The sequence below is a fragment of the Psychrobacter sp. DM8 genome (assembly GCF_051307025.1).
In the GTDB taxonomy this organism is placed as follows: domain Bacteria; phylum Pseudomonadota; class Gammaproteobacteria; order Pseudomonadales; family Moraxellaceae; genus Psychrobacter.
Genome location: NZ_CP195538.1, coordinates 2,090,431 through 2,111,172 on the forward strand (window position 1 = coordinate 2,090,431; position 20,742 = coordinate 2,111,172).

A 20,742-nucleotide genomic window follows, 5' to 3' on the forward strand; every position below is an offset into this window, starting at 1 on the left:
AAGTTTTTTAAAAAGTATTCCATATTTTTGCAGCTAAACATATTTAAAAAAAGAAAAACACGCCTGTTCGCTTTTCGTAAGCAATTTGAAAAAGTTCATTAAGATCATTAAGAATCTGATTGTCTGGATGCTGCTGCATAAAGCTGTTCATAAAAACTTTTAATTGATCTAACTTATTTTCTAATATCTCCTCCTGTTCGTAATCATCAATCATTAAATCTAATTCTGCATTCAATTGATGAAAAAAACCAAGATTGAAAAGCTTATAAAATTTTTCTTCACTTAATGAATATTCTACTAAGTCATTATCTTCACATATATCGTAATCAAGCCTGAATTCGGCTTGCTTCGATATCGGCACCACAATTTCTCGAGTTTTCATATATTTACTCCTTATCGCTCAACTTTGAAATGCGTTGCTTCACGATACTCAGATTTACTTCTACCAGCTTTCTTACCGTTTGATAATGTCTTATTATTTGGCACATTACCATTCAAATCTAGATATTTGCGTTTACCCTTGATTGAATTATCTATTACTGTGAAATAATCACCTTCTCTATCATAAACGACTTGTACACCCGTCTTTCTGTTTTCATGTATTATTTTACCAGACTCGGTATGAGTGACCTTTGGATTATCTCCTGCAAATTTTTTTCTTGCATCTTTTAAACTTGCTTTTTGCCAGTTATGAGAGTATTGATTCGCACGATGCGCTCCTCCTAAAGGCTTATTGCCTAAATCATCATCAATCTGATTGTTGTTCTTAATTTTCGCTTTATTGATTGACTTCGCCTTACTCCTGATAACATACTGCCCAGCTTTAACGCCAGTTTTTGCAGCTACAGCACCTGCGCCCAATGGAAATGACATGATATCTAAGACTAATCCTGCCTCATCTCCAATCTTACGTACACCCTCATAGTATTTGTCGCGATCACCATTGACATCTATCCATAAAGAATTTAGACGTTCTTGGTAAATGATCTCTTCGCGTGTACCTGCTCCAGCCCAGAGACCACCCTCATCTAAAGCTTGCTGGGTAGTGACGTCAACCCAAACCCCTAACGCCTCATCAGACATTTCAGTCTGAGGGCTCTCTTCATTATTAGCAGCAAAGCTTGCAAACACCTCTGCTGGGTCAGACTTAGGAAACACCAGAGGCGCTGGCTGTTCAAATTCTGGTTGCTCAACGCCAGCTACCTCAAAATCTGATTCGCAAAACGACTGCTGAATAGCAATCAATTTAGCGCCGCAGCTCGTTACATCACCACTGCGGGCAATCGGTGCGCCATCAACGATAAAGGTAGGATCACCTGTCAGAATAGTAGTAACCTTTTTGCATTTTCTACAAATGACCTTATCGCCTTTACGAGAGACTTGTACACCGTTATGGGTGGTATAAGGTGATCCTGTAATCACTTTACCGCCATGTGTGGTAGTTGCGCCTACTGTGATATAAGCTGCCATATGAGTGCCCTAAAAGTATTATTCTAAAACTTGATTTGCAAACAAGTTTTACTATTGAGAAATTAAACTTAGGCTTAGTTAAGCAGAAAGGTAAACAAATATCAATAAAATGTTGACGATTTCGTCGCCGAGAATATCTTGTCGATACTATTAGCACGTAGTTTGGATGAAGCTTGTAATATTAAATGTTTGACCCTACATCAAGAGTCATGCCTAGACACTAACCTAACCATCTTTTTGGAGATTTGATAGTAATCAGGATGTAAAAGGCAGGATCAGCTCCAAAAATTAACACACCAGAAACCAACCAAAAAAAAGAGCCACCGGAATTATCCAGCAGCTCCTCCTCTTACAATCTCTTCAATTTAACTATGAATCATAGCTAAGTACTGGGTTAAAGCCGCAGCCTACAAATCAGGCCAAACTATTTACCGCTTCAACCACCGCATCCGCGGTAATACCAAACTCTTTATACAAATCGCTAGCAGGCGCAGATTCACCATAAGTGGTCATGCCGATGACTTTACCATCAAGACCGACGAACTTGTACCAGTAGTCCACATGCGCGGCCTCCACTGCGACGCGGGCGCGGATAGTGGCAGGCAATACCGAGTCGCGGTAATCAGCGTCTTGTTCCATAAAGATCTCCGCACAGGGCATAGAGACCACACGGACGCCAACGCCATTTTCGCTAAGCGTTTGATGCGCTTGCATCGCAAGGCCAACTTCTGAACCTGTCGCGATGATAATTGCTTTTAGCTCACCCTGCTCTTTGGCTAAGACATAACCGCCTTTGGTGATATTAGTGACTTGCTCGCTGTCACGGGCCTGATGGGGCAAGCTTTGACGGCTAAAGATCAGTGCCGATGGATTATTAGCAGACTTAATCGCTTCAACCCAAGCCGTAGCGGATTCGGTTGCATCACACGGACGCCAGGTACGCAGATTCGGTGTGGTACGCAGGCTCGTTAATTGCTCAATCGGCTGATGGGTTGGGCCATCTTCACCTAGACCAATAGAGTCATGCGTGTAGACATGGATGATACGCTGCTTCATAAGCGCGCCCATACGAACGGCGTTACGCGCGTATTCCATAAACATGAGGAAGGTTGCTACATAAGGGATAAAGCCGCCATGCAATGCGATACCATTGGCAATCGCGGTCATACCAAATTCGCGTACGCCGTAATAGATATAGTTGCCATCGCTATCAGTTTCGATACCCTTGGCATCTTTAAAAAGTGTTAGGTTTGAGCCTGCGAGATCGGCAGAACCGCCCATCAGCTCTGGTAATAATGGCTGCAAAGTATTAATCGCGTTTTGGCTGGCTTTACGACTAGCGACATCGCCGCCCTGCTCTTGAGTTTGCTGGATATAGTCTTTTGCTTGAGTCTCAAAGTCGGCTGGTAGCTCGCCTTCTAAACGGCGCTTTAGCTCACTTGCTAGCTCTGGATAAGCCTTTTTATAAGCGGCAAAGTTGGCTTCCCAGTTCTTTTGCATGACATCGCCTTTGGCTTTGCCATCCCATGCTTCATAGATTTCGTCATCTAATTCAAATGGTGCGTGCTTCCATGCCAGCTCATCACGAGTTAAAGCGATCTCATCATCTCCAAGCGGTGCACCATGGCTGGAGGCTTTGCCTTGCTTATTTGGACTACCAGCGCCAATAGTGGTTTTGCAAATGATTAAGCTTGGCTTGCTAGTCTCTTTGATCGCTTGCTCAGTCGCTTGGGTAATTGCATCCGTATCATGGCCATCGACTTTGATGACTTGCCAGCCGTAAGACTCAAAGCGCATTTGGGTGTCATCAGTGAACCAGCCTTCGACATCGCCATCGATGGAGATACCATTGTCATCATAAAAGAAGACTAATTTGCCAAGCTCTAACGTGCCAGCGAGTGAGCACACTTCATGGCTGATACCTTCCATCAAGCAGCCATCACCCAAGAACGCATAAGTATGGTGGTCAACGATGTTATGTCCGTCACGATTAAACTGCGCGGCTAGTGTCTTTTCAGCAATAGCAAAACCAACGGCGTTAGCGATACCTTGACCTAGTGGACCCGTCGTAGTCTCAACCCCTGGCGTATAACCTAGCTCGGGATGACCTGGGGTTTTAGAGTGCAATTGACGAAAGCCCTTTAGGTCGTCAACGCTGACGTCATAACCTGATAAATGCAGTAGTGAATAAATCAGCATCGAGCCATGTCCGTTCGATAACACAAAGCGGTCACGGTTGTGCCACTGTGGATCAGCAGGATTGTGTCTCAAAAATTTGCGCCACAGAACTTCAGCAATATCAGCCATACCCATCGGCGCGCCTGGGTGTCCAGAATTGGCTTTTTGCACCGCATCAAATGAGAGTACACGGATAGCATTGGCAAGTTTGCGTTCGTTAATTGGGGTGGGCATAGCGGGTCCTAATATTCAAATAAGAAGTATGGAGGATAAAGAGATAGACTCAGAAATAAGGTATAAAATTTAGCTGCAATGTTACCATAATAGCTATAAGCCACGCCAAAAAATGGTGTGGCTTATGCGTATGTATTCAAATGAAAAGAGTTTTTAAATCGAAATAGTCTCAACCCCGCCCATAAACGGACGCAGCACTTCTGGAATGGTGATGCTACCATCGGCGTTTTGATGGTTCTCCATAACCGCAAGTAAAGTACGACCGACCGCTAGACCTGAGCCATTAAGCGTATGCGCAAGACTGGTTTGCTTACCGTCTTTGACGCGGGTACCCATGCGGCGTGCTTGAAAATCGCCACAGTTTGAGCAGCTAGAGATCTCACGGTATGTCTCTTGGCTTGGCAACCACACTTCGATGTCATAAGTCTTTTGCGCAGAGAATCCCATATCACCGGTACAGAGCAGCATGGTACGATAAGGCAGATTTAGCTGCTGTAAGATATATTCTGCTTGCTCGGTCATCGCCTCTAGCAAGCTATCGGACTGCTCACTTGTAGCAATATTGACCATTTCGACCTTTTCAAATTGATGCTGGCGTATTAGACCACGGGTATCACGACCATGTGAGCCCGCTTCACTACGAAAACAAGGCGTATGCGCGGTGAACTTCAATGGTAGCTCTTTGATATCCAAACGCTCGCCGCGTACCAAATTGGTCATCGGTACTTCCGCCGTTGGAATCAAGTAAAAGTCCGTATCTTCGTTATTGGTATGATTGGTCAGTTTAAACAAATCATCTTCAAACTTAGGCAACTGACCTGTGCCTTTTAAGCTCTCACTGTTGACAATATAAGGCACATAAGTCTCAGTGTAACCGTACTTCATCGTATGGGTATTGAGCATAAATTGAATCAGCGCGCGATGCAGCTGTGCTAGCTGACCTTTTAGTACATTGAAGCGGCTACCCGTAATCTTGGCAGCGGCTTCAAAATCAAGCATACCGAGCGTCTCACCGATATGCGTATGGTCTTTTACGTCAAAGTCAAACTGGCGCGGTTCTCCCCACTGGCGTACTTCGACGTTATCGTCTTCTGAGGTACCCGCGGGCACATCGCTAGCTGGCAGATTAGGGATTTGTAGCGCCGCTTGGGTAATGCGTTCTTGTAAGGTGCGCAGCTCGTCTTCGGCTGCCTTAATCTCACCGCTAACGCTTTGCATCTCACTGAGTAGACTACTGGCATCTTCGCCTGATTTCTTTAGCGCGCCTACTTGCTTAGCACCCGCATTACGGCGCGATTGCAACTCTTCGGTTTTGACTTGTAGCGATTTACGCTCATTTTCGATGGTTTGCCAGAACTCCATATCAAGCTCGTAGCCACGAGTGGCCAGCTGCTGTTGTAAATCGCTCAAATCGCCGCGTAAGAGTTTTGGATCAATCATAAGGGGTGCCTGTAACGCTAAAAGTGGTAAAAGAGGAATGTCAAAAAATAAAAAACAGCTGCTATGATACCAAGCCATGACAGATTTGACCACGTTTTGACTATAGATAAGCTAATCTGTTTCTTTTAGGAGCGCTTTTCGGTAAGATAAGCGCATCAAAGCTTGGCGCGTAAGCTTAGATGTCTGATAATGAGTCATCTAACCATCACACTTTTAGTTGCCAAGCCCTCAAACCCAAGCATCCAACCATCAAGCATCTGAGAAACTTTTATGGCTTTGTACCCCTACACGCTGCAACCTATCGCCTTAAACATGACCGAGGCCGAATTCCATCAAGCACAGTACGAGCTATTTGCCAGTGCTAGCCCCTCTTTTGGTCTCTCAAGCTTTAAGACAAAAGAGTGGATCATCATGGCAGTTGTAGTCATCTTAGCACTCGCAGGATTAGTGTTTTTGACGGGTTATTCAACGATTATCTTTTGGCTTATGCTGGTTTCAGTCGCTATCTATATGCTGGTTCGTACCCTTGGGTTTAAATGGTACGTCAAAAAGCAGTTTGATAAACAAGTGGCTGAGCAAGAGATGCCTGATGAGATGCGTCAGATGAAACTTGGGGTACAAAAACATGGCCTGGTAATGGCGATGCCTGTCAGTCAGCCAAATCTGATGCAAAACCCGCAAATGCGCGGTATGCAAATGCGCGCAGGCTCGACCCAGCAAGCGGTTGTTCCATGGAGCGCAATTAAGAGCTGGGATGAGACGGATGATTATCTGATTATGATGTTTGAGCTTAAGGGTCAGCAAGGCAGCCAAATCATACCCAAACGCCTAAAGGCAGAAAAATTTCCTATTGATACGGTACGCCAACATCTGCAAGAGGTAGTGCCTATTCGCGGTTTGCAAACTGCAAATATACAACTGCCAAAATAAAAAGCCTGTAATATTAACACTTATGGCACTGTAATTTTATAAAACATATCGTGTACGTGAGTTTATTCAATTTAACTTATTGATGTTTACTTGCTATAGTAGAAGTCATTAAGAGGCTAAACCTATTTACTTTTATCGTAAAAACTAACTTGTATAGCAAAGATATGAAGTAGATCCCAAATTTCTTGCTGTGCAAATTAACACTCAATTACAAGGACAATATTATGAGTAATAATACAACGAATCAAATCGGTCTAGAAAAAGCAGATATGAGTGAGATTGTCGCCAAGTTAAACAACTTACTATCGAGCTATCACGTCTTTTATATTAATGTTCGTGGTTATCATTGGAACGTTAAAGGCGAGCACTTTTTCTCTTTACACGAAAAATTTGAAGAACTTTATACCAACTTGCAAGTTGAAATTGACGAAATCGCTGAACGTATTTTAACGCTAGGCAAAACGCCACTTCATGCCTATAGCGATTTTGCACAGCACGCTAGCATTAATGAGGACAAAAACGTTCATGATGGTAACGCTTGTGTACAAGGCGTCGTTACTGGTTTGCAAGCACTTATTGAAGAGCAGCGCGAAGTGTCTGCAATAGCCGCGCAAAGTGATGACCAAGGTACTGCTGACTTGCTCGATGAGTACGTACAACAACAAGAAAAACTCATTTGGATGTATAATGCGTTTTTAGCCAAATAAGCTGTACTTGATAGCTAAAGCGTCATTTAAAAGAGCACCTAGTATACTAGGTGCTTTTTTTCGTCTAATGGTGTTAATTTATTGCTGTATCCACTGGCGTATCTTTTCACGCTCGCTTGGCGTCGCTTGTAACCATACTTGCATAAAGTTATCTAAGGTACTCGTAGTTGGTCTAAGCGTTGCAGCTGGAGCAGTCGTTACCACTGCGTTTGTATTAGTGGTATTGCGCGTCGCTGCCACAGGTGCAGCAGAAGGCTGGCCTAGAGCTGCTATGGCTTGCTGGTTTTGTAATTCTGCATCACCACTACCACCAAAGACGCCGCCCAATGCTTTGCCTATCCCTGAAAATATTCCACCTTGATTGCCGCTCATGCTTTGCTGACTGGCAATAATCGTATTGTTTTGCTGTACCGCGAGCGTTGGACGCTCAGCATATTCCTTTGCAGCTGTATACTCTTCTGGCTGGTTAGGCATAGTGAGGCGATACGTCTGGTTGTCTGCTAGATTTGCCGTAACACTGACATTACCTGAACGTAAATAGTCATGCTCGTCACGTGGCAGCTTGTACAGACGATCGTATTTGGCGGTAATAGCATGCTGACCAGGTTGTAGAGTAAATGACTTGGTTAAAGGCTGAAACACGCTTTGCTTGATCTCTTGACCGTTGATTGCGGTAACTTTGATATTGTCATCAACAAGTAAAGTCACTGCTGCGTGCGAGAGCATAGATACTGAGCTTACGCCCGCGATTAAGGTACCTACAGCTAGCTTTTTGAGTAAGGCTGTCGAGAGAGTCATAATATGTCCTATAAAGGGTTAAAAGGGTGAAATGCCACCTCTTTAAATTCAATGACAATAGATGTCATCAACTCAAAAAGCCTAAATCTATTAAAAATCTAGCGGCATAGTATGTTGATCTTGATTGGCAATTTGGTTGTCTGTTTGCGTCTCTTGAGTGATATCAGCAAGCTCAGCGGCTAATGTCTGCTCATCGATAGTACGCAGCGCATCACTGATGACCGCTTTTGATATATTACTACGACCCAGATTTGAGAACATGGGCTGTATGTAAACCAAGACCTCTATTAACGCGCCGATACGATGCGGGCCTTCGCTTAGTAAATGATGGAGTATACGCTCATCAAACTGCCAGCCGCGGCGACGAAGAATGGACTGCAATAGCGCTTGGCGATCCGATATGTTTTGCCCATCAGGTACCTTGAAAGTCGGCGCTTGTGCCAATCGCGTCAGCAAGTCTCTGAGCTCAAAGGGTAGCTCGCTTGCAGGCTTATTGGCTGCAAATAATAGCTGACGCTGTCCTTCACGGCTACGATTGATCAGATGAAATAGTGCCTCTTGCCACTGACGGCTTTGCTCTAACACCTCTAGATCATCAATAGCAATGACATCGAAATTCTCCAAAGAGGACAGTACATTGACATCGGTATGAATCAGCTCGTTTAAAGATAAGCAAATTGCAGATTTGTCCATATCAATGAACGACTCACAAATGGCGGAGAGCAGATGCGACTTGCCAGTAGCAGGACTACCAAACAGATACAGCTGCCCGATCAGACCGACATGCAACTGCCGTACTGCATCGATAATTGACATCCAACCTGGACCTGAAAAGTCGCTAAGGCTTGCATCGTGCTTGATGTCTAAATTGAGACTTAGCTGTGATTGGGCCATTGCTCACCAACTTAAGTTTGCGCTATACCCCATATGCTATGCAGAGGTAGACGCTAAATGTTTCATAGTTTTGATTGCTCTATGAGTCACATCCTTGTTTGCCATAAACCAGTAAAATTGCTAATCCATTTGTCTAAATATCGCTCTTGTCACCACAAGCAATGATAATCAGACACTGCGCCTATATATACCATATTTGCAAAATGACTGACAAGTCCTTTCACCGTTATACTTGCCAAGTCACTACATTGGTATCCAAAGCTTGTGCTATTTTTTTTCAAATAACTCTAACTGCTTACGTCCTTTATAAAAGTCTGTAGTTAGATAATAGCCATACAGATGACGAAACAAGACATTAAGAACCGCTGATACTGGTAGTGCGATAAGCATCCCAACGAACCCTAATATACTAGCGCCTGCCAATACCGAAAAGATAACCCATAGCGGCGATAGACCGATTTTGTCACCTAATAGTAATGGCTGTAATACGTAACCTTCAACCGCCTGCCCTACCAAGAACGCGCCTGCGATCAGCGACAAATAAAACCAGTCAAAGCCAAACTGAAAGAGACCGGCAATGATAGCGGCGATAAAACCCAAACCAAACCCTAAGTAAGGAACGAAGCTGGCAACGCCGGCTAACATCCCAATAGTGAGTCCAAGCTCCAGCCCTATTAATTGTAGCTGCACCGCGTACACTACCCCCAAGAGCACCATAACCAGCAGCTGCCCCTTTACAAATTCCATGAGCGCGCGATCACACTCTTGAGCGATGCCAATGACTTTTTTGCTATAGGCGGCTGGTATCGCCATCTTCCAACTATGTAGACGCTTATCCCAGTTGAACAAAAAATAAAACGTCAAAATAGGAACTAAGACAATCAAGCCGGCGTTATTGACAAAGCTCATACTCGAGGCAACGAGTTGACTCATCCAGAGGCTAGCATCAGAGATGTTGTAATGCGTCTGCATATACTCAACCAAAGTATCAGAAAAACCGCTGACCTCTAACGCGGGCATAACGACATTGGTATTGGTACTAAACCAGTCTCTTACCACATCGTTGTACCAGCTTATAACCTTTGGCAAATACTCCCAAGCAGATTGCAACTGATGCCATAGCGTAGGTATAAGCCACCACATTAGTATTGCCATACCAGTCGTAATCGCTGTATATACCACAATAATCGCAATCCAGCGTCTGACATACTTAGACAATCTTTTGACTAAAGGGTTGAATAAATAGGCGAGAATAAAAGCGACAAGAAAGGGGATAATCACTGGCGTCAATAAGTACAAAAGTAGTAGTGAGACTACGATAACAGTAACTAAAAACAAACGCCGAAAAAAGGGATCTATAGGCTGGGTAATCATTGATCGTAATCCTACGATTAAGCTCATTTATATGATAGCGATGAGTACTGATGACTAATATGGGAGGGCTTGTTGGAGATGCCCTAATGTCACACATTATTGCAGACTTTAGTAAAAAAGCAGTCTTTTTTTGTGTTTTGACGTTTTATTTGACATTTATATCTAGCATACGCCCAAAAGTGGTAAGTTGTTTTGCGGGTGCCTACTGTTTTTGGGTATAATGCGCGCACCTTAATTAAACTTTGTATGACTGCTATTTTAACTTCTATATATGACTGTGAGATGACCATGAGTGACAAGACTTCTTTAAGCTACAAAGATGCAGGCGTCGATATCGATGCAGGTGATGCATTGGTACAACGAATCAAATCCGTAGCAAAAGCCACTACTCGTCCCGAAGTGGTTGGTGGTCTTGGCGGCTTTGGTGCGCTGTGCCGCATCCCAACCGGTTACACTTCACCCCTCCTCGTCTCTGGCACTGATGGCGTTGGCACTAAGCTTAAACTGGCCTTGCAACTGAATCGTCATGACACTATTGGTATTGATCTGGTCGCCATGTGCGTCAACGATCTGCTGGTATGCGGGGCTGAGCCATTATTCTTTTTAGATTATTACGCGACAGGCAAGCTTGATATCGACGTCGCAGCGACTGTAGTCACAGGTATTGGCGCAGGTTGCAAGCTTGCAAATTGTGCCCTTATCGGTGGCGAGACCGCTGAGATGCCAGGCATGTATCAAGACGATGATTATGACTTGGCTGGATTTTGTGTTGGCGTGGTTGAAGAAAGCGAGGTCATCACGGGTGAAAACGTTGCCGAGGGTGATGTGTTAATCGCTCTTGCATCGAGCGGCGCACACTCAAACGGTTACTCACTGGTGCGTAAGGTCGTTGAGGTCAGCGGTATCGATATCATTAGCAGCGATAAGCAGTTAGATGGTCAATCTATCCAAGACGCACTGATGGCACCAACGCGTATCTATGTCGAGGCCATCAAAGCGCTACAAGACACTCTTGGCAATCAAGCTCTACATGCTATGTCACATATTACAGGCGGCGGTCTCACTGACAATTTGCCACGTGTATTGCCAGATGACCTAGCCGCTAGTATCGATACGAGTAGCTGGCAGTTCTCGGAGTTATTCACATGGTTACAGGCGCAAGGTAATATCGAGCAAAGCGAGATGTATCGCACCTTTAACTGCGGTGTTGGCTTCGTTATCGTAGTGCCAGCAGACAAAGCACAAGCGGCAATCAATACGCTAAATGATGCAGGTGAAAAAGCGTGGCAAATTGGTGAAATGATTAATCGTCAAGATGAAGCTGTGGTTTATAGATAATGTCTGATTTGAGAGTGAGTCAAGCAGCTAAGCCGTTGCGCGTTGCTGTTTTAGTCTCTGGTAGCGGTAGTAATCTGCAAGTCTTGATTGATGCTATGCACTCAAGCGAGCTTCCAATAGAAATCGTTGGAGTTATCAGTAACCGTGAGGATGCTTATGCAGTTACGCGTGCGACAGACGCTGATATCCCAGTAGCCGTATTGTCGCATGTTGCCAATGGCAAACGCATGGGCATCAAGACTTTTGAGAGCCATGCCAGTCGCCGAATTGCAGCGTGGCAACCTGACTTGATTGTGTTGGCTGGGTTTATGCGAGTGTTGAGTTCAGATTTTATCCAGCATTCTATCGCTCCAATGATTAATTTGCATCCCTCTTTACTTCCCGCTTATAAGGGTCTTGATACTCACAACAGAGTTATCAGAGCTGGCGAGCGCTATCATGGCTGTAGTGTTCATGTTGTCACAGCAGAGCTTGATGCAGGTACTGTTTTGACCCAAGCTTTATTGGAAGTTAATCCCAAAGATACTGCTGATAGCTTGCAAAAACGTGTACAAAAACTTGAGCATCAACTGCTACCTTGGACACTACTGCTTATCGCTAAAGGAATACTGACCTTCGATAGTGATTTGTTAAAAAATAATGACTATCTACCAGTGCTACCATTGACTCTGTACATTGACCAATAATCACAGTATATCTCTTAATATTATCCAACTTAAAAATGACACGTACACAAAAAGCCCAGTCGCTTAATATATAAGTGACTGGGCTTTGTATCGTTTGTTATTCAATCATCTTAGCTTTGAAGACCGTATAGGATCTTAGCTACTATGAATATGCAAACCTTTAATGTTTACAAACTCTTTGATACCAAAGCCGCCATGTTCGCGGCCATGACCTGAGTTTTTCACGCCACCGAACGGTAGCGCTGGATTTGCAAGACCATAGCCATTGATATAAACCATACCAGTATCAAATTGCTCGCTTGCTAAACGGATAGCTTTATCTTCGTCTTTAGAGAAGATAGCGCCGCCTAAACCATATCGACTGTCATTGGCAATACGCATAGCATCGTCTTGATCTTTGGCACGAATTAGTGAAGCGACTGGACCAAATAGCTCATCATCATAAGCTGGCTGACCTTCCTTTACGTTCTCTAAAATCGTAGCTGGATAGAAGTTACCTTTACCTTCTGGTAATTTACCACCAACTGAAATCGTAGCCCCTTTTTTGACACTCTCTTCGACTTGCTCGTGCAATTTCTCTTGCAAGTCTTTGCGTGCTAATGGGCCAATATCAGAGCTATCGTCCATAGGATCACCAGCTTTGGTGTTCGAAAACTTCTCAACAATACGATCGCGGAACTCATCATACAAACTATCGACAACGATGAAACGTTTCGCTGCAACACAAGTCTCACCATTGTTAATAAGACGCGCTTGCGTACAAGTCTCTACAGCAAGATCTAAATCAGCGTCTTCAAGAACAATAAAGGCGTCATTTGAGCCAAGCTCTAACACAACTTTTTTGAGGACTTTTGCCGCTTGTTGACCAACAACCTTACCTGCATCATCACTACCAGTGAGCGTAACACCGCGCACTTTATCATTACCAATCAGTTTTTCTGACTGATCATGGTCAATTAAGATGGTACGGAATAGATCGTTTGGCAGATCAGACTCATGAAAGATTTTTTCGATTAATAAGCCAGAGCCTGTCACATTAGCGGCATGCTTCAATAAAATACTGTTACCCGCCATCAAGTTAGCAATGGCATAACGGAATACTTGATAAGCTGGAAAGTTCCAAGGTTGCATACCATAAATAACACCGATCGGCTGATAAGTGACGATACCTTTTTTCATATTTTCGATATCGCGTACATCATCGGCAAGAGCGGTAACGCCTTTCTCTGCAGTATAGTCGCAAATTCCTATACACAAATCTACTTCGCTTAAACTTTGATTATAAAGCTTACCACGCTCTTCAGTCATCAGTTTTGATAATTCTTCTTTATATTTGGCTAAAGTTTCACCGATAGACTTAATTACTTTGGCACGCTCTTCATGACTCGTTTTACGCCATTCTAAAAAAGCTTCGTGCGAGGCTTCAACAATGTTGTTGACCTCATCGTTACTCATATAATTATATTCTTTAATGTCTTCACCCGTTACTGGGTTTACCGTAGTAATATCTGCCATGATTTATGTCCTTCTTATTAATATGAATTTGTTGATGCAAATGCATCAAATTATCTTTTTTTGAATACTATTTATTATTTAACACCAAATCATAGTAACAGACGTTTAGGCTTTTAATTTTACAAGATATGAAGTTATGTGTTCTAAATGTTAAAGATGTGACTGATTTATAAAGAATAGCTTAATAGGTTTCTATCGATATAATAGAAAGGCACAAGCAAAAAAGCCAGCACTACAAGTACTGGTTTTGGCTTGAGTGATAATCTAATATTAAAAGAGTTTATTAATCACAGGAATGTCCTGCTGCTGGCTTTCTTCATCAGCGACGACTTGGCGCGCCACATGCATGATCAGTTGACGTAACCAGCGATGGGCAGGATGATGCTGCAAAAGCGGTGACCATGCCATTGTGAGCTCAAATTCAGGAATAAAAAACGGTGGATCTTCCATAATAATACTATCGTTATTAGCTTGCATACGGGCGACGCGAGTAGGTAGCGTCGCTATGAGATCTTTATTGGCAGCGAGCATAGCGGGCATTTGATAGTGACGTGTAAAGACGCTAATTTGACGTTTTTGACCCAAGCGCTGAAGTGCCTGATCAATAGAACCAAGTCCGCCAGATTTTTCAGGATTCACGCCAAACCCTACGCCCATACCTGTTTTGGAGACCCAAACGTGCTGACCCTTTAGGTAGTTTTTGAGATTAAAGCGATTGGCATAAGGACTCTCTGATGACAACAGGCAGCTAAAGGTGTCACGCCATACGAGCACTTGATGAAAGCTTTGTGGTATCTCGTTAAAACGGTTAATAGCTAAATCGACGCGCCCCTGCTCCATATCCCGATAAGAGACGTCCGATGGCGTCAAAAAATCTAAGATAACATTAGGAGCCTCAGAGCGCAGTGCTTTGACCAGTCTAGGCACCAAAGTTGCCTCAGCATAATCTGAGGTCATAATTCGAAAAACTCTTGAGGTGCTATAAGGGCGAAACTCAGTACGCGGCTCGAGAACTTGGGTTAGATCTGCTAGTATCTCTCTGATGCGAGGTTGCAGCTCAAGCGCACGTTCTGTTGGCGTCATGCCCTCTGATGAGCGCACCATCAAAGGATCATTAAACAGCTTACGCAATCGGCGCAATATGTTACTCATCGCAGGCTGCGTGATGCCCAACTGCTCAGCGGCTCGCGTGACGTTTTTTTCTCGAAGCAGTACATCTAGATGCACCAATAGATTTAAATCAACCCTTTGCAAATTCATACGTTTGTCTCTTTGCCTTAAACGTGCACCGCTCAAAAACGGGCGCTTAGTTATGCTGCTGATGTCTTAAAATCGGTTATTATCAAATTCAATAGATACGTCGATGCAAACACAATACTATTTATCTTATTTAAGTACATGATTTTATTATACTATAACTATATTGAATACCAAAGATAACGGTCATAAATTAGATAAATCTTGATAAAATGGCTATAGTGAATGCCATTGAGGCCTTGAAGTATACAGCATAAGTGCTTTTAGTGCTTTTAGCGCAAGCTGACATACCTATATCAAAAGCAGATTTATTAGACCATTATATTATTACTGCCACTAAGTATGACTACTAATAAGTATCTCAGTATAAACTTATCATTATATCATCAGATTTTGTTATCATTAAGCACAGGCTGCGATGCTCGTTTTATTTTGATGCTTAAAACAACGATCAAAATACAGTAACTAAAAATATAGTAACTTATAACGCTCGCTAACCTTTTTAATTTAGTTTTCGCAAGTTTTAACACCCCACCAAGGAGACAATAGATGTCAACTACTTACAAGTCAGCAATCGATTTAGTACGTGAACTTAAGCAAAAGCACGGTAACTGGCAGAACATCAGCGAGACTGATGCGGCCCGTATGATGGTTCAAAACCGTTTCAAAACAGGTTTGGACATCGCTAAGTACACCGCTGACATCATGCGTCAAGACATGGAAGATTATGACAATGACTCGTCTCAGTACACGCAGTCTTTAGGCGCTTGGCACGGTTTTGTGGCTCAGCAAACCATGTATGCTAAGAAAAAATACTTTGGCACGACGTCAAAAACTTATATCTACCTATCAGGCTGGATGGTTGCCGCCCTTCGCTCTGAGTTTGGTCCATTACCTGACCAATCTATGCACGAAAAAACGTCAGTACCTAAGCTTATCGAAGAGATCTACACTTTCCTTCGTCAAGCAGATGCCAAAGTATTAAACGACTATTTCCGTGAGCTAAATGCTGCCGAAGAAGCGGGTCAAGACACCAAAGCTATTCAAGAGAAAATCGAAAACTTCGATTCACACGTTGTGCCAATCATCGCCGATATCGATGCCGGTTTCGGTAACGAAGAAGCGACTTACTTGCTCACTAAGCAAATGATTGAAGCGGGTGCCTGTGCTATCCAGATCGAAAACCAAGTATCTGATGCCAAGCAATGTGGTCACCAAGCGGGTAAAGTAACCGTACCACATGAAGACTTTATCTCTAAATTGAATGCAATTCGCTATGCATTCTTAGAGCTAGGTGTTGAAAACGGTATCATCGTTGCTCGTACCGATTCTGAAGGCGCATCACTCACGCAAAAAATCCCAGTATCTGAGGAGCCAGGTGATTTAGCTTCTAAATACATCGACTTTATCGAAATGGAAGAAGTCACTTTAGAGAACGCTAACGAGAACGACAGCTTGCTTAAGCACAACGGCAAACTAGTACGTCCTGTTCGTTTAGCAAATGGCTTGTATCAGTTCCGTGAAGACACGAACATCGATCGCGTCGTACTTGATTGCGTAACTGCTTTGCAAAATGGTGCTGATCTACTATGGATCGAGACACCTACGCCAAACGTTGAACACATCAAAATGATGGTTGATCGTATTAAAGAAGAAGAGCCAAAAGCGAAGCTGGTCTATAACAACAGCCCATCGTTCAACTGGACGCTCAACTTCCGTAAGCAGATCATCGCTCAGTGGGAAGAAGAAGGCAAAGACATCTCAGCTTACAATAAAGATGATTTAATGAGCGCTGATTATGACGGTTCTGAATTGGACGCTGCTGCTGATGAAGCCGCTAAAAACTTCCAAAAAGATGCGTCACGTGAAGCGGGTGTATTCCATCATCTAATTACTCTACCTACTTATCACACGACTGCTCTTAGCGTACATGAATTGGCTAAAGGCTACTTCGGTGAAGAAGGTATGCTTGCTTATGCCGCTGGCGTACAACGTAAAGAGATCCGCGAAGGCATCTCATGCGTGAAGCACCAAGCTATGGCGGGTTCTGACCTTGGTGATGATCACAAAGAGATCTTCTCAGGTGACAACGCTCTAAAAGCTGGTGGTGGCAAAAACACCATGAACCAGTTCGGCTAATCGCCAAACTTTAGAAACTGGGCTTTAAACGCTAAGCTCAATATCTAAAACTAAAAGCCGCTCTACTACACGTAGGGTGGCTTTTTTATTGCCAAAACGTCAAAACTTTACTTGTCATCAGCCGCCCTCTCTCATACGATGATTGTAATGTATGCCAAGCTTAGCAGGCAAAACTTACACAATATAGGAGAACATGATGCAAGAGATAGAATTGAAATTTCTAGTGCCAGAGTCGCGGCTCAAAGGTCTGATGCGTCAAACCAAGGTCAAATCCTCTAAACAAACGCATATGGCGGCTTATTATTTTGATACGCCAAAGCAACTACTGGCTCAAGCTGGTATTGGTCTACGTATTCGCTTAGAGGGTGACACTTGGGTTCAGACCATCAAAGCTGGCGGCGATGGTATTGCCGCGCGCACAGAGCACAATGCGATATTAGATAACGAGCAAGTCAATCTCATGCTCATGACAGATACGCTACTGCCTGATCTTAGCTTGTATCAAGACACTCCAATCGAACCTATACTGACAGATTTTAATCTCAAAAAACTAAGTAAAAAGTTAACCTGTCAATACGTCACTGATGTCATGCGTATCACACGCCTGCTAGAAGGCACTAGCATCATAGAAGACGATAGTAAAAAAGAGGATGGCAATAAAACCGCTATTGAGCTTGCCTATGATTATGGTGAAATTATTAGTGGTACCAAAAAGCGCTACCCTATTCAGGAGATAGAGTTTGAACTGATATCAGGAGAAGTGGACTTTTTATTCGCTACTGCCAAGACATGGTGCAAACGCTATAAGCTGTGCCTATCAACAGTGACTAAAGCGGAGCGTGGCGGTTTATTAATTAACGAACAAGCGCACAGCCCAGCGGTCAAGACAGATTTTAAGCACTTCGATATCGATAAAGACACTAGCCTGCCTGTATTTGTACGCGCAGCAGTTCATAATTGTTTATTGCAGATACTGCCGAACAGTAGCGCCATTGTGGCAGGTAGCGACGATGACGAGCATATTCTGCAACTGCGCATCGGTATCCATCGCTTACGAGTAGCGCTAAAATCATTTAAAAAATTCTCAGAACAAATCAACCCTGAATGGCAGCCTATCCTCAAGCAGACACAAAGACTTCTCGGTGAGTATCGCGACTTGACGAATATAATCACGCATATCGAGCCTGCGCTTATTGAGCAAGGTGCGCCAAGCGTCGATTGGAGCACGCAAATCGACAAGATCAAAATCTCCCCTATTGACGCGGTGCGCGCTAACGACTTTCAGCTAACTTTACTTGAGCTCATTGCATTTACCATGAGCGATGCAAGCACTGATACCAAGACAAATAAGCTTGCGCGAGATAAACTCCCAAAAATACTATCCAAACGAGATAGTAAACGCTTAAAAGCAGAGCAAGATTTTAGAGAGTTAAGCGCTGGTAATTCAAATAACAGCGATATAGAGGCACTGCATAAAGTACGTCGCCGCCTCAAGGACTTACGTTACCTAAGCGCGTTTGCAGCGCCTTTGTATTCAAAAAAGAAAAGCGAGCGCTGGCTAAAGCGTCTAAAAAAAGCACAAAAGGCGCTAGGACAATATCACGACTACAGCCAGTATCAGCAGCGCTATCAACAAAAATCAGTGACAGACAGCCAAGCCTTGTATGGCGCAGGATGGTTCGCAGCTAAGCTTGCAAAGAGTCATAAACGCTGCAATAAGCGCCTATCTAAAGTTCGCGAGCAAACACCGTTTTGGTAGTATTTACATCAAAAAAGACAGCACTATGCAAATGAGCTGTCTTTTTTTGTTTGTTCAACGAGTCGAAGTTAGCTTGCTTTTAACCTTTAACCTTTAACCTTTAACCTTTAACCTTTGCTCTTAGCTTTCAACGATAGTGACAGGTGTACCTTCTTCTACCCAATCAAACAGCTCGATAACCTCATCACTACGCATGCGGATACAACCATGCGAGTATGGGATTCCCATAGGTTCGCTGTCAGGTGTACCATGAATATAGATATAACGATTAAATGTGTCGCAGCCGCCGCGCTCGTTATATCCTTTATTAACACCCTTTTCAAGACCTCTTAGCCATAAGATACGACTGAGTATCCAATCTCGGTTAGGATGCTGAGCGCCAAGACTCGACTCGTAAATCTCACCCGTAGGCACGCGACCGACAAATACGGTGTTCTTAGAAGCCTTATCGCCGATTTTTTGAGCGATAATATGCTGACCCAGCGGTGTACAGCCACTGTCTTGCCGGCTACCGATACCACTCTTGGCAGTAGAGACTCTATACTGCTTAAGAACAGCTTCATCACTACATAACGCTAAAGTTTGCGCTTTAATATTAATTAAAATATGCTTGCTGGATTTATTATCCATAGTTGTGATCCTAAAATGTAGTAACACCACTTAAAAGAATGAACGTTTCAATTAAACAAAAAAACAAGTAGAAAAATAGGTTTTTGGATATGACGATAAAATCTGTAAGAGGGGATTGTATCAGGCTCTTTAGCACCGTAATATAGGTGTACATTTTTGATGCTAGCAGATTATGACGACTATTTCACCGACCAGCGTGTCGATGTATGATTTTCTATATCAAGATACGCAGCCCATAGTATCCTTGTTAGCCGATGCAGCAGCCCTGTCTATACCGCAAGCACGCCGCGCTACCACAGCAAGCCTGCAAGCCATTGTCAGCGCATTACTTGCCTATCATCAGCGTCACAGTAGTCAAGCCGTCAGCAAAAAACTATTTGGACGTAGCGCAATAAAAGATCTGCGCCAACATAATGCCATGAGCTTTGAGACCATCAAAAGCGCGCTTTATCATCGTCACGATGTTACCGATACCCTTTTTTTAGATAGTGCCACTATCGAGCAAGCCTGTTCTCGTATCGCCGACGAGATCGATGCTAGTCCTATAAAGGTTAACACCCTACTGACTTCACTATGCGTCATCGCTATACGTGAGCTGGCTATTTTGTCAGAATATAGTCAATTAGATAGTGAGGAGCTAGATAAATGGTTTGCACTGCAGCCTCAGTTTTTGGCAGCAGCGCGTTTTGATCATACGCTTGAGCACAAAAACAACGTGCCAGCAGATTTGGCTGTATCAAATACTGAGGTCGTACAGGCTGAAATTGTGAGAACTGAGATTGTAAAAACAAACAACATCTCGCCGTTTGATAGCTATTGGTATCAGCTAACAGGCTTTGATAGTACTCAAGTGCATCCCGTACAGGACATGCAACAAGCGACGCCTAATTATTTAAAAGCGATTGGGCGCTCAGCCCAAAACGTTCAGCGCGATCAGCATGATGACTTACTCATGTTCGAGCCTATGAGCGCTATTGCATTACCGCATCAGCGCTGGTTATTGCAGCTGGCAAAAATAGCTGATATCTATTTAAGTCGCAATCGTTTGCAGATTGCCTCAGAGCCCGCTAGTGCTCCTACGCCGCCACTTGTGAACCTAGCACTACTCGGTGGTCTTGACAGTGCACAAGCCACTAGCGCTGATAGCACCGCGTCTTTTAAGTCGTACCCACTTTGGAAGAATCCTGTTATTTGGATTACTCTAGCAGTCATAGCTTTCTTGAGCGTTTTGGCCATGATTAAGTATCAAGCAAAGCAGGCCGATCCTAGAACTAGTGTGACTCAAAAGGTTGTCCAAAAAGATAAGCGTGAGAGCGCCCAGCAACAAGAAGTTATAGAAAAAATAAGTGACAATGCTGAGCATTAGTCTTTTAAATAATAAAGGTAAGGAAGT

At 43.5% G+C, this 20,742-nt stretch carries 17 protein-coding genes; 7 read left to right on the plus strand and 10 right to left on the minus strand.

Annotation, left to right across the window (positions count from 1 at the left end):
* Positions 1-43: 43 nt before the first annotated feature.
* The 4 genes from ACR64J_RS08905 to serS all read right to left on the minus strand — a co-directional run bounded on the left by ACR64J_RS08905 (position 44) and on the right by serS (position 5,322).
* Positions 44-382 (minus strand): hypothetical protein, encoded by a 339-nt coding sequence (locus ACR64J_RS08905; RefSeq protein WP_435949343.1) that lies wholly within the window; start codon positions 380-382, stop codon positions 44-46.
* An 11-nt stretch (positions 383-393) separates the two neighbouring features.
* Complete coding sequence (locus ACR64J_RS08910; protein WP_435949344.1) at positions 394-1,470, minus strand: PAAR domain-containing protein; 1,077 nt, start codon at positions 1,468-1,470, stop codon at positions 394-396.
* 414 nt (positions 1,471-1,884) lie between these two features.
* Positions 1,885-3,882 carry a transketolase gene (gene tkt, locus ACR64J_RS08915; protein ID WP_435949345.1) on the minus strand — a complete coding sequence of 666 codons (1,998 nt, stop codon included), beginning with the start codon at positions 3,880-3,882 and terminating at the stop codon, positions 1,885-1,887.
* A gap of 153 nt (positions 3,883-4,035) precedes the next feature.
* Positions 4,036-5,322, minus strand: coding sequence for a serine--tRNA ligase (gene serS, locus ACR64J_RS08920; protein WP_435949347.1), 1,287 nt, complete (start codon positions 5,320-5,322; stop codon positions 4,036-4,038).
* 270 nt (positions 5,323-5,592) lie between these two features.
* Here serS and ACR64J_RS08925 point away from each other — a divergent pair, with 270 nt between their 5' ends.
* Positions 5,593-6,252 (plus strand): YcxB family protein, encoded by a 660-nt coding sequence (locus ACR64J_RS08925; protein ID WP_435949348.1) that lies wholly within the window; start codon positions 5,593-5,595, stop codon positions 6,250-6,252.
* Between the two features lie 224 nt (positions 6,253-6,476).
* The gene (locus tag ACR64J_RS08930) at positions 6,477-6,959 is read left to right on the plus strand and encodes a Dps family protein (protein WP_317198634.1); all 483 of its coding nucleotides are present in this window, start codon (positions 6,477-6,479) and stop codon (positions 6,957-6,959) included.
* A 78-nt stretch (positions 6,960-7,037) separates the two neighbouring features.
* Here the strand turns inward: ACR64J_RS08930 and ACR64J_RS08935 are convergent, their stop codons facing one another.
* The 3 genes from ACR64J_RS08935 to ACR64J_RS08945 form a co-directional block, all read right to left on the minus strand.
* Positions 7,038-7,757 (minus strand): DUF2057 family protein, encoded by a 720-nt coding sequence (locus tag ACR64J_RS08935; protein ID WP_435949349.1) that lies wholly within the window; start codon positions 7,755-7,757, stop codon positions 7,038-7,040.
* A gap of 90 nt (positions 7,758-7,847) precedes the next feature.
* Positions 7,848-8,651 carry a DnaA regulatory inactivator Hda gene (gene hda, locus ACR64J_RS08940; RefSeq protein WP_435949350.1) on the minus strand — a complete coding sequence of 268 codons (804 nt, stop codon included), beginning with the start codon at positions 8,649-8,651 and terminating at the stop codon, positions 7,848-7,850.
* Positions 8,652-8,918: 267 nt separating this feature from the next.
* On the minus strand, positions 8,919-10,025 hold the full coding sequence (locus ACR64J_RS08945; RefSeq protein ID WP_317198637.1) for an AI-2E family transporter: 1,107 nt from the start codon (positions 10,023-10,025) through the stop codon (positions 8,919-8,921).
* Positions 10,026-10,313: 288 nt separating this feature from the next.
* Between ACR64J_RS08945 and purM the strand changes: the two genes are divergently transcribed.
* Together purM and purN are read left to right on the plus strand one after the other, a co-directional pair.
* Positions 10,314-11,363: a phosphoribosylformylglycinamidine cyclo-ligase gene (gene purM / locus ACR64J_RS08950; protein ID WP_435949351.1), complete on the plus strand. Its 1,050-nt coding sequence runs from the start codon at positions 10,314-10,316 to the stop codon at positions 11,361-11,363.
* On the plus strand, positions 11,363-12,049 hold the full coding sequence (purN, locus tag ACR64J_RS08955; protein WP_435949352.1) for a phosphoribosylglycinamide formyltransferase: 687 nt from the start codon (positions 11,363-11,365) through the stop codon (positions 12,047-12,049). Before purM ends, purN begins: the two co-directional genes overlap by 1 nt.
* 135 nt (positions 12,050-12,184) lie before the next feature.
* Here the strand turns inward: purN and ACR64J_RS08960 are convergent, their stop codons facing one another.
* Both ACR64J_RS08960 and ACR64J_RS08965 read right to left on the minus strand, forming a co-directional pair.
* On the minus strand, positions 12,185-13,564 hold the full coding sequence (locus ACR64J_RS08960; RefSeq protein ID WP_435949353.1) for an NAD-dependent succinate-semialdehyde dehydrogenase: 1,380 nt from the start codon (positions 13,562-13,564) through the stop codon (positions 12,185-12,187).
* Positions 13,565-13,834: 270 nt separating this feature from the next.
* A complete protein-coding gene (locus ACR64J_RS08965; protein ID WP_435949354.1) occupies positions 13,835-14,824 on the minus strand; it encodes a LysR substrate-binding domain-containing protein in 990 nt (329 codons plus the stop codon).
* A 546-nt stretch (positions 14,825-15,370) separates the two neighbouring features.
* Between ACR64J_RS08965 and ACR64J_RS08970 the strand changes: the two genes are divergently transcribed.
* Both ACR64J_RS08970 and ACR64J_RS08975 read left to right on the plus strand, forming a co-directional pair.
* Positions 15,371-16,960: an isocitrate lyase gene (locus ACR64J_RS08970; RefSeq protein ID WP_435949355.1), complete on the plus strand. Its 1,590-nt coding sequence runs from the start codon at positions 15,371-15,373 to the stop codon at positions 16,958-16,960.
* A gap of 193 nt (positions 16,961-17,153) precedes the next feature.
* Entirely contained in the window at positions 17,154-18,719 is a 1,566-nt protein-coding gene (locus ACR64J_RS08975) for a CHAD domain-containing protein (RefSeq protein WP_435949356.1), read from the plus strand.
* Positions 18,720-18,839: 120 nt separating this feature from the next.
* Here ACR64J_RS08975 and ACR64J_RS08980 read toward each other — a convergent pair whose 3' ends face one another.
* Positions 18,840-19,349: a L,D-transpeptidase family protein gene (locus ACR64J_RS08980; protein WP_435949357.1), complete on the minus strand. Its 510-nt coding sequence runs from the start codon at positions 19,347-19,349 to the stop codon at positions 18,840-18,842.
* Positions 19,350-19,521: 172 nt separating this feature from the next.
* On the opposite strand from ACR64J_RS08980, the gene ACR64J_RS08985 reads away from it, so the two are divergent.
* A complete protein-coding gene (locus ACR64J_RS08985; protein ID WP_435949358.1) occupies positions 19,522-20,715 on the plus strand; it encodes a hypothetical protein in 1,194 nt (397 codons plus the stop codon).
* Positions 20,716-20,742: the final 27 nt, after the last annotated feature.

Excerpts from the sequence above, each read along its gene's own strand:
- ACR64J_RS08905 (WP_435949343.1), bottom strand. The coding sequence starts at position 382 with ATGAAAACTCGAGAAATTGTGGTGCCGATATCGAAGCAAGCCGAATTC.
- ACR64J_RS08910 (WP_435949344.1), bottom strand. The coding sequence starts at position 1,470 with ATGGCAGCTTATATCACAGTAGGCGCAACTACCACACATGGCGGTAAA.
- tkt (WP_435949345.1), bottom strand. The coding sequence starts at position 3,882 with ATGCCCACCCCAATTAACGAACGCAAACTTGCCAATGCTATCCGTGTA.
- serS (WP_435949347.1), bottom strand. The coding sequence starts at position 5,322 with ATGATTGATCCAAAACTCTTACGCGGCGATTTGAGCGATTTACAACAG.
- ACR64J_RS08925 (WP_435949348.1), top strand. The coding sequence starts at position 5,593 with ATGGCTTTGTACCCCTACACGCTGCAACCTATCGCCTTAAACATGACC.
- ACR64J_RS08930 (WP_317198634.1), top strand. The coding sequence starts at position 6,477 with ATGAGTAATAATACAACGAATCAAATCGGTCTAGAAAAAGCAGATATG.
- ACR64J_RS08935 (WP_435949349.1), bottom strand. The coding sequence starts at position 7,757 with ATGACTCTCTCGACAGCCTTACTCAAAAAGCTAGCTGTAGGTACCTTA.
- hda (WP_435949350.1), bottom strand. The coding sequence starts at position 8,651 with ATGGCCCAATCACAGCTAAGTCTCAATTTAGACATCAAGCACGATGCA.
- ACR64J_RS08945 (WP_317198637.1), bottom strand. The coding sequence starts at position 10,025 with ATGATTACCCAGCCTATAGATCCCTTTTTTCGGCGTTTGTTTTTAGTT.
- purM (WP_435949351.1), top strand. The coding sequence starts at position 10,314 with ATGAGTGACAAGACTTCTTTAAGCTACAAAGATGCAGGCGTCGATATC.
- purN (WP_435949352.1), top strand. The coding sequence starts at position 11,363 with ATGTCTGATTTGAGAGTGAGTCAAGCAGCTAAGCCGTTGCGCGTTGCT.
- ACR64J_RS08960 (WP_435949353.1), bottom strand. The coding sequence starts at position 13,564 with ATGGCAGATATTACTACGGTAAACCCAGTAACGGGTGAAGACATTAAA.
- ACR64J_RS08965 (WP_435949354.1), bottom strand. The coding sequence starts at position 14,824 with ATGAATTTGCAAAGGGTTGATTTAAATCTATTGGTGCATCTAGATGTA.
- ACR64J_RS08970 (WP_435949355.1), top strand. The coding sequence starts at position 15,371 with ATGTCAACTACTTACAAGTCAGCAATCGATTTAGTACGTGAACTTAAG.
- ACR64J_RS08975 (WP_435949356.1), top strand. The coding sequence starts at position 17,154 with ATGATGCAAGAGATAGAATTGAAATTTCTAGTGCCAGAGTCGCGGCTC.
- ACR64J_RS08980 (WP_435949357.1), bottom strand. The coding sequence starts at position 19,349 with ATGGATAATAAATCCAGCAAGCATATTTTAATTAATATTAAAGCGCAA.
- ACR64J_RS08985 (WP_435949358.1), top strand. The coding sequence starts at position 19,522 with ATGACGACTATTTCACCGACCAGCGTGTCGATGTATGATTTTCTATAT.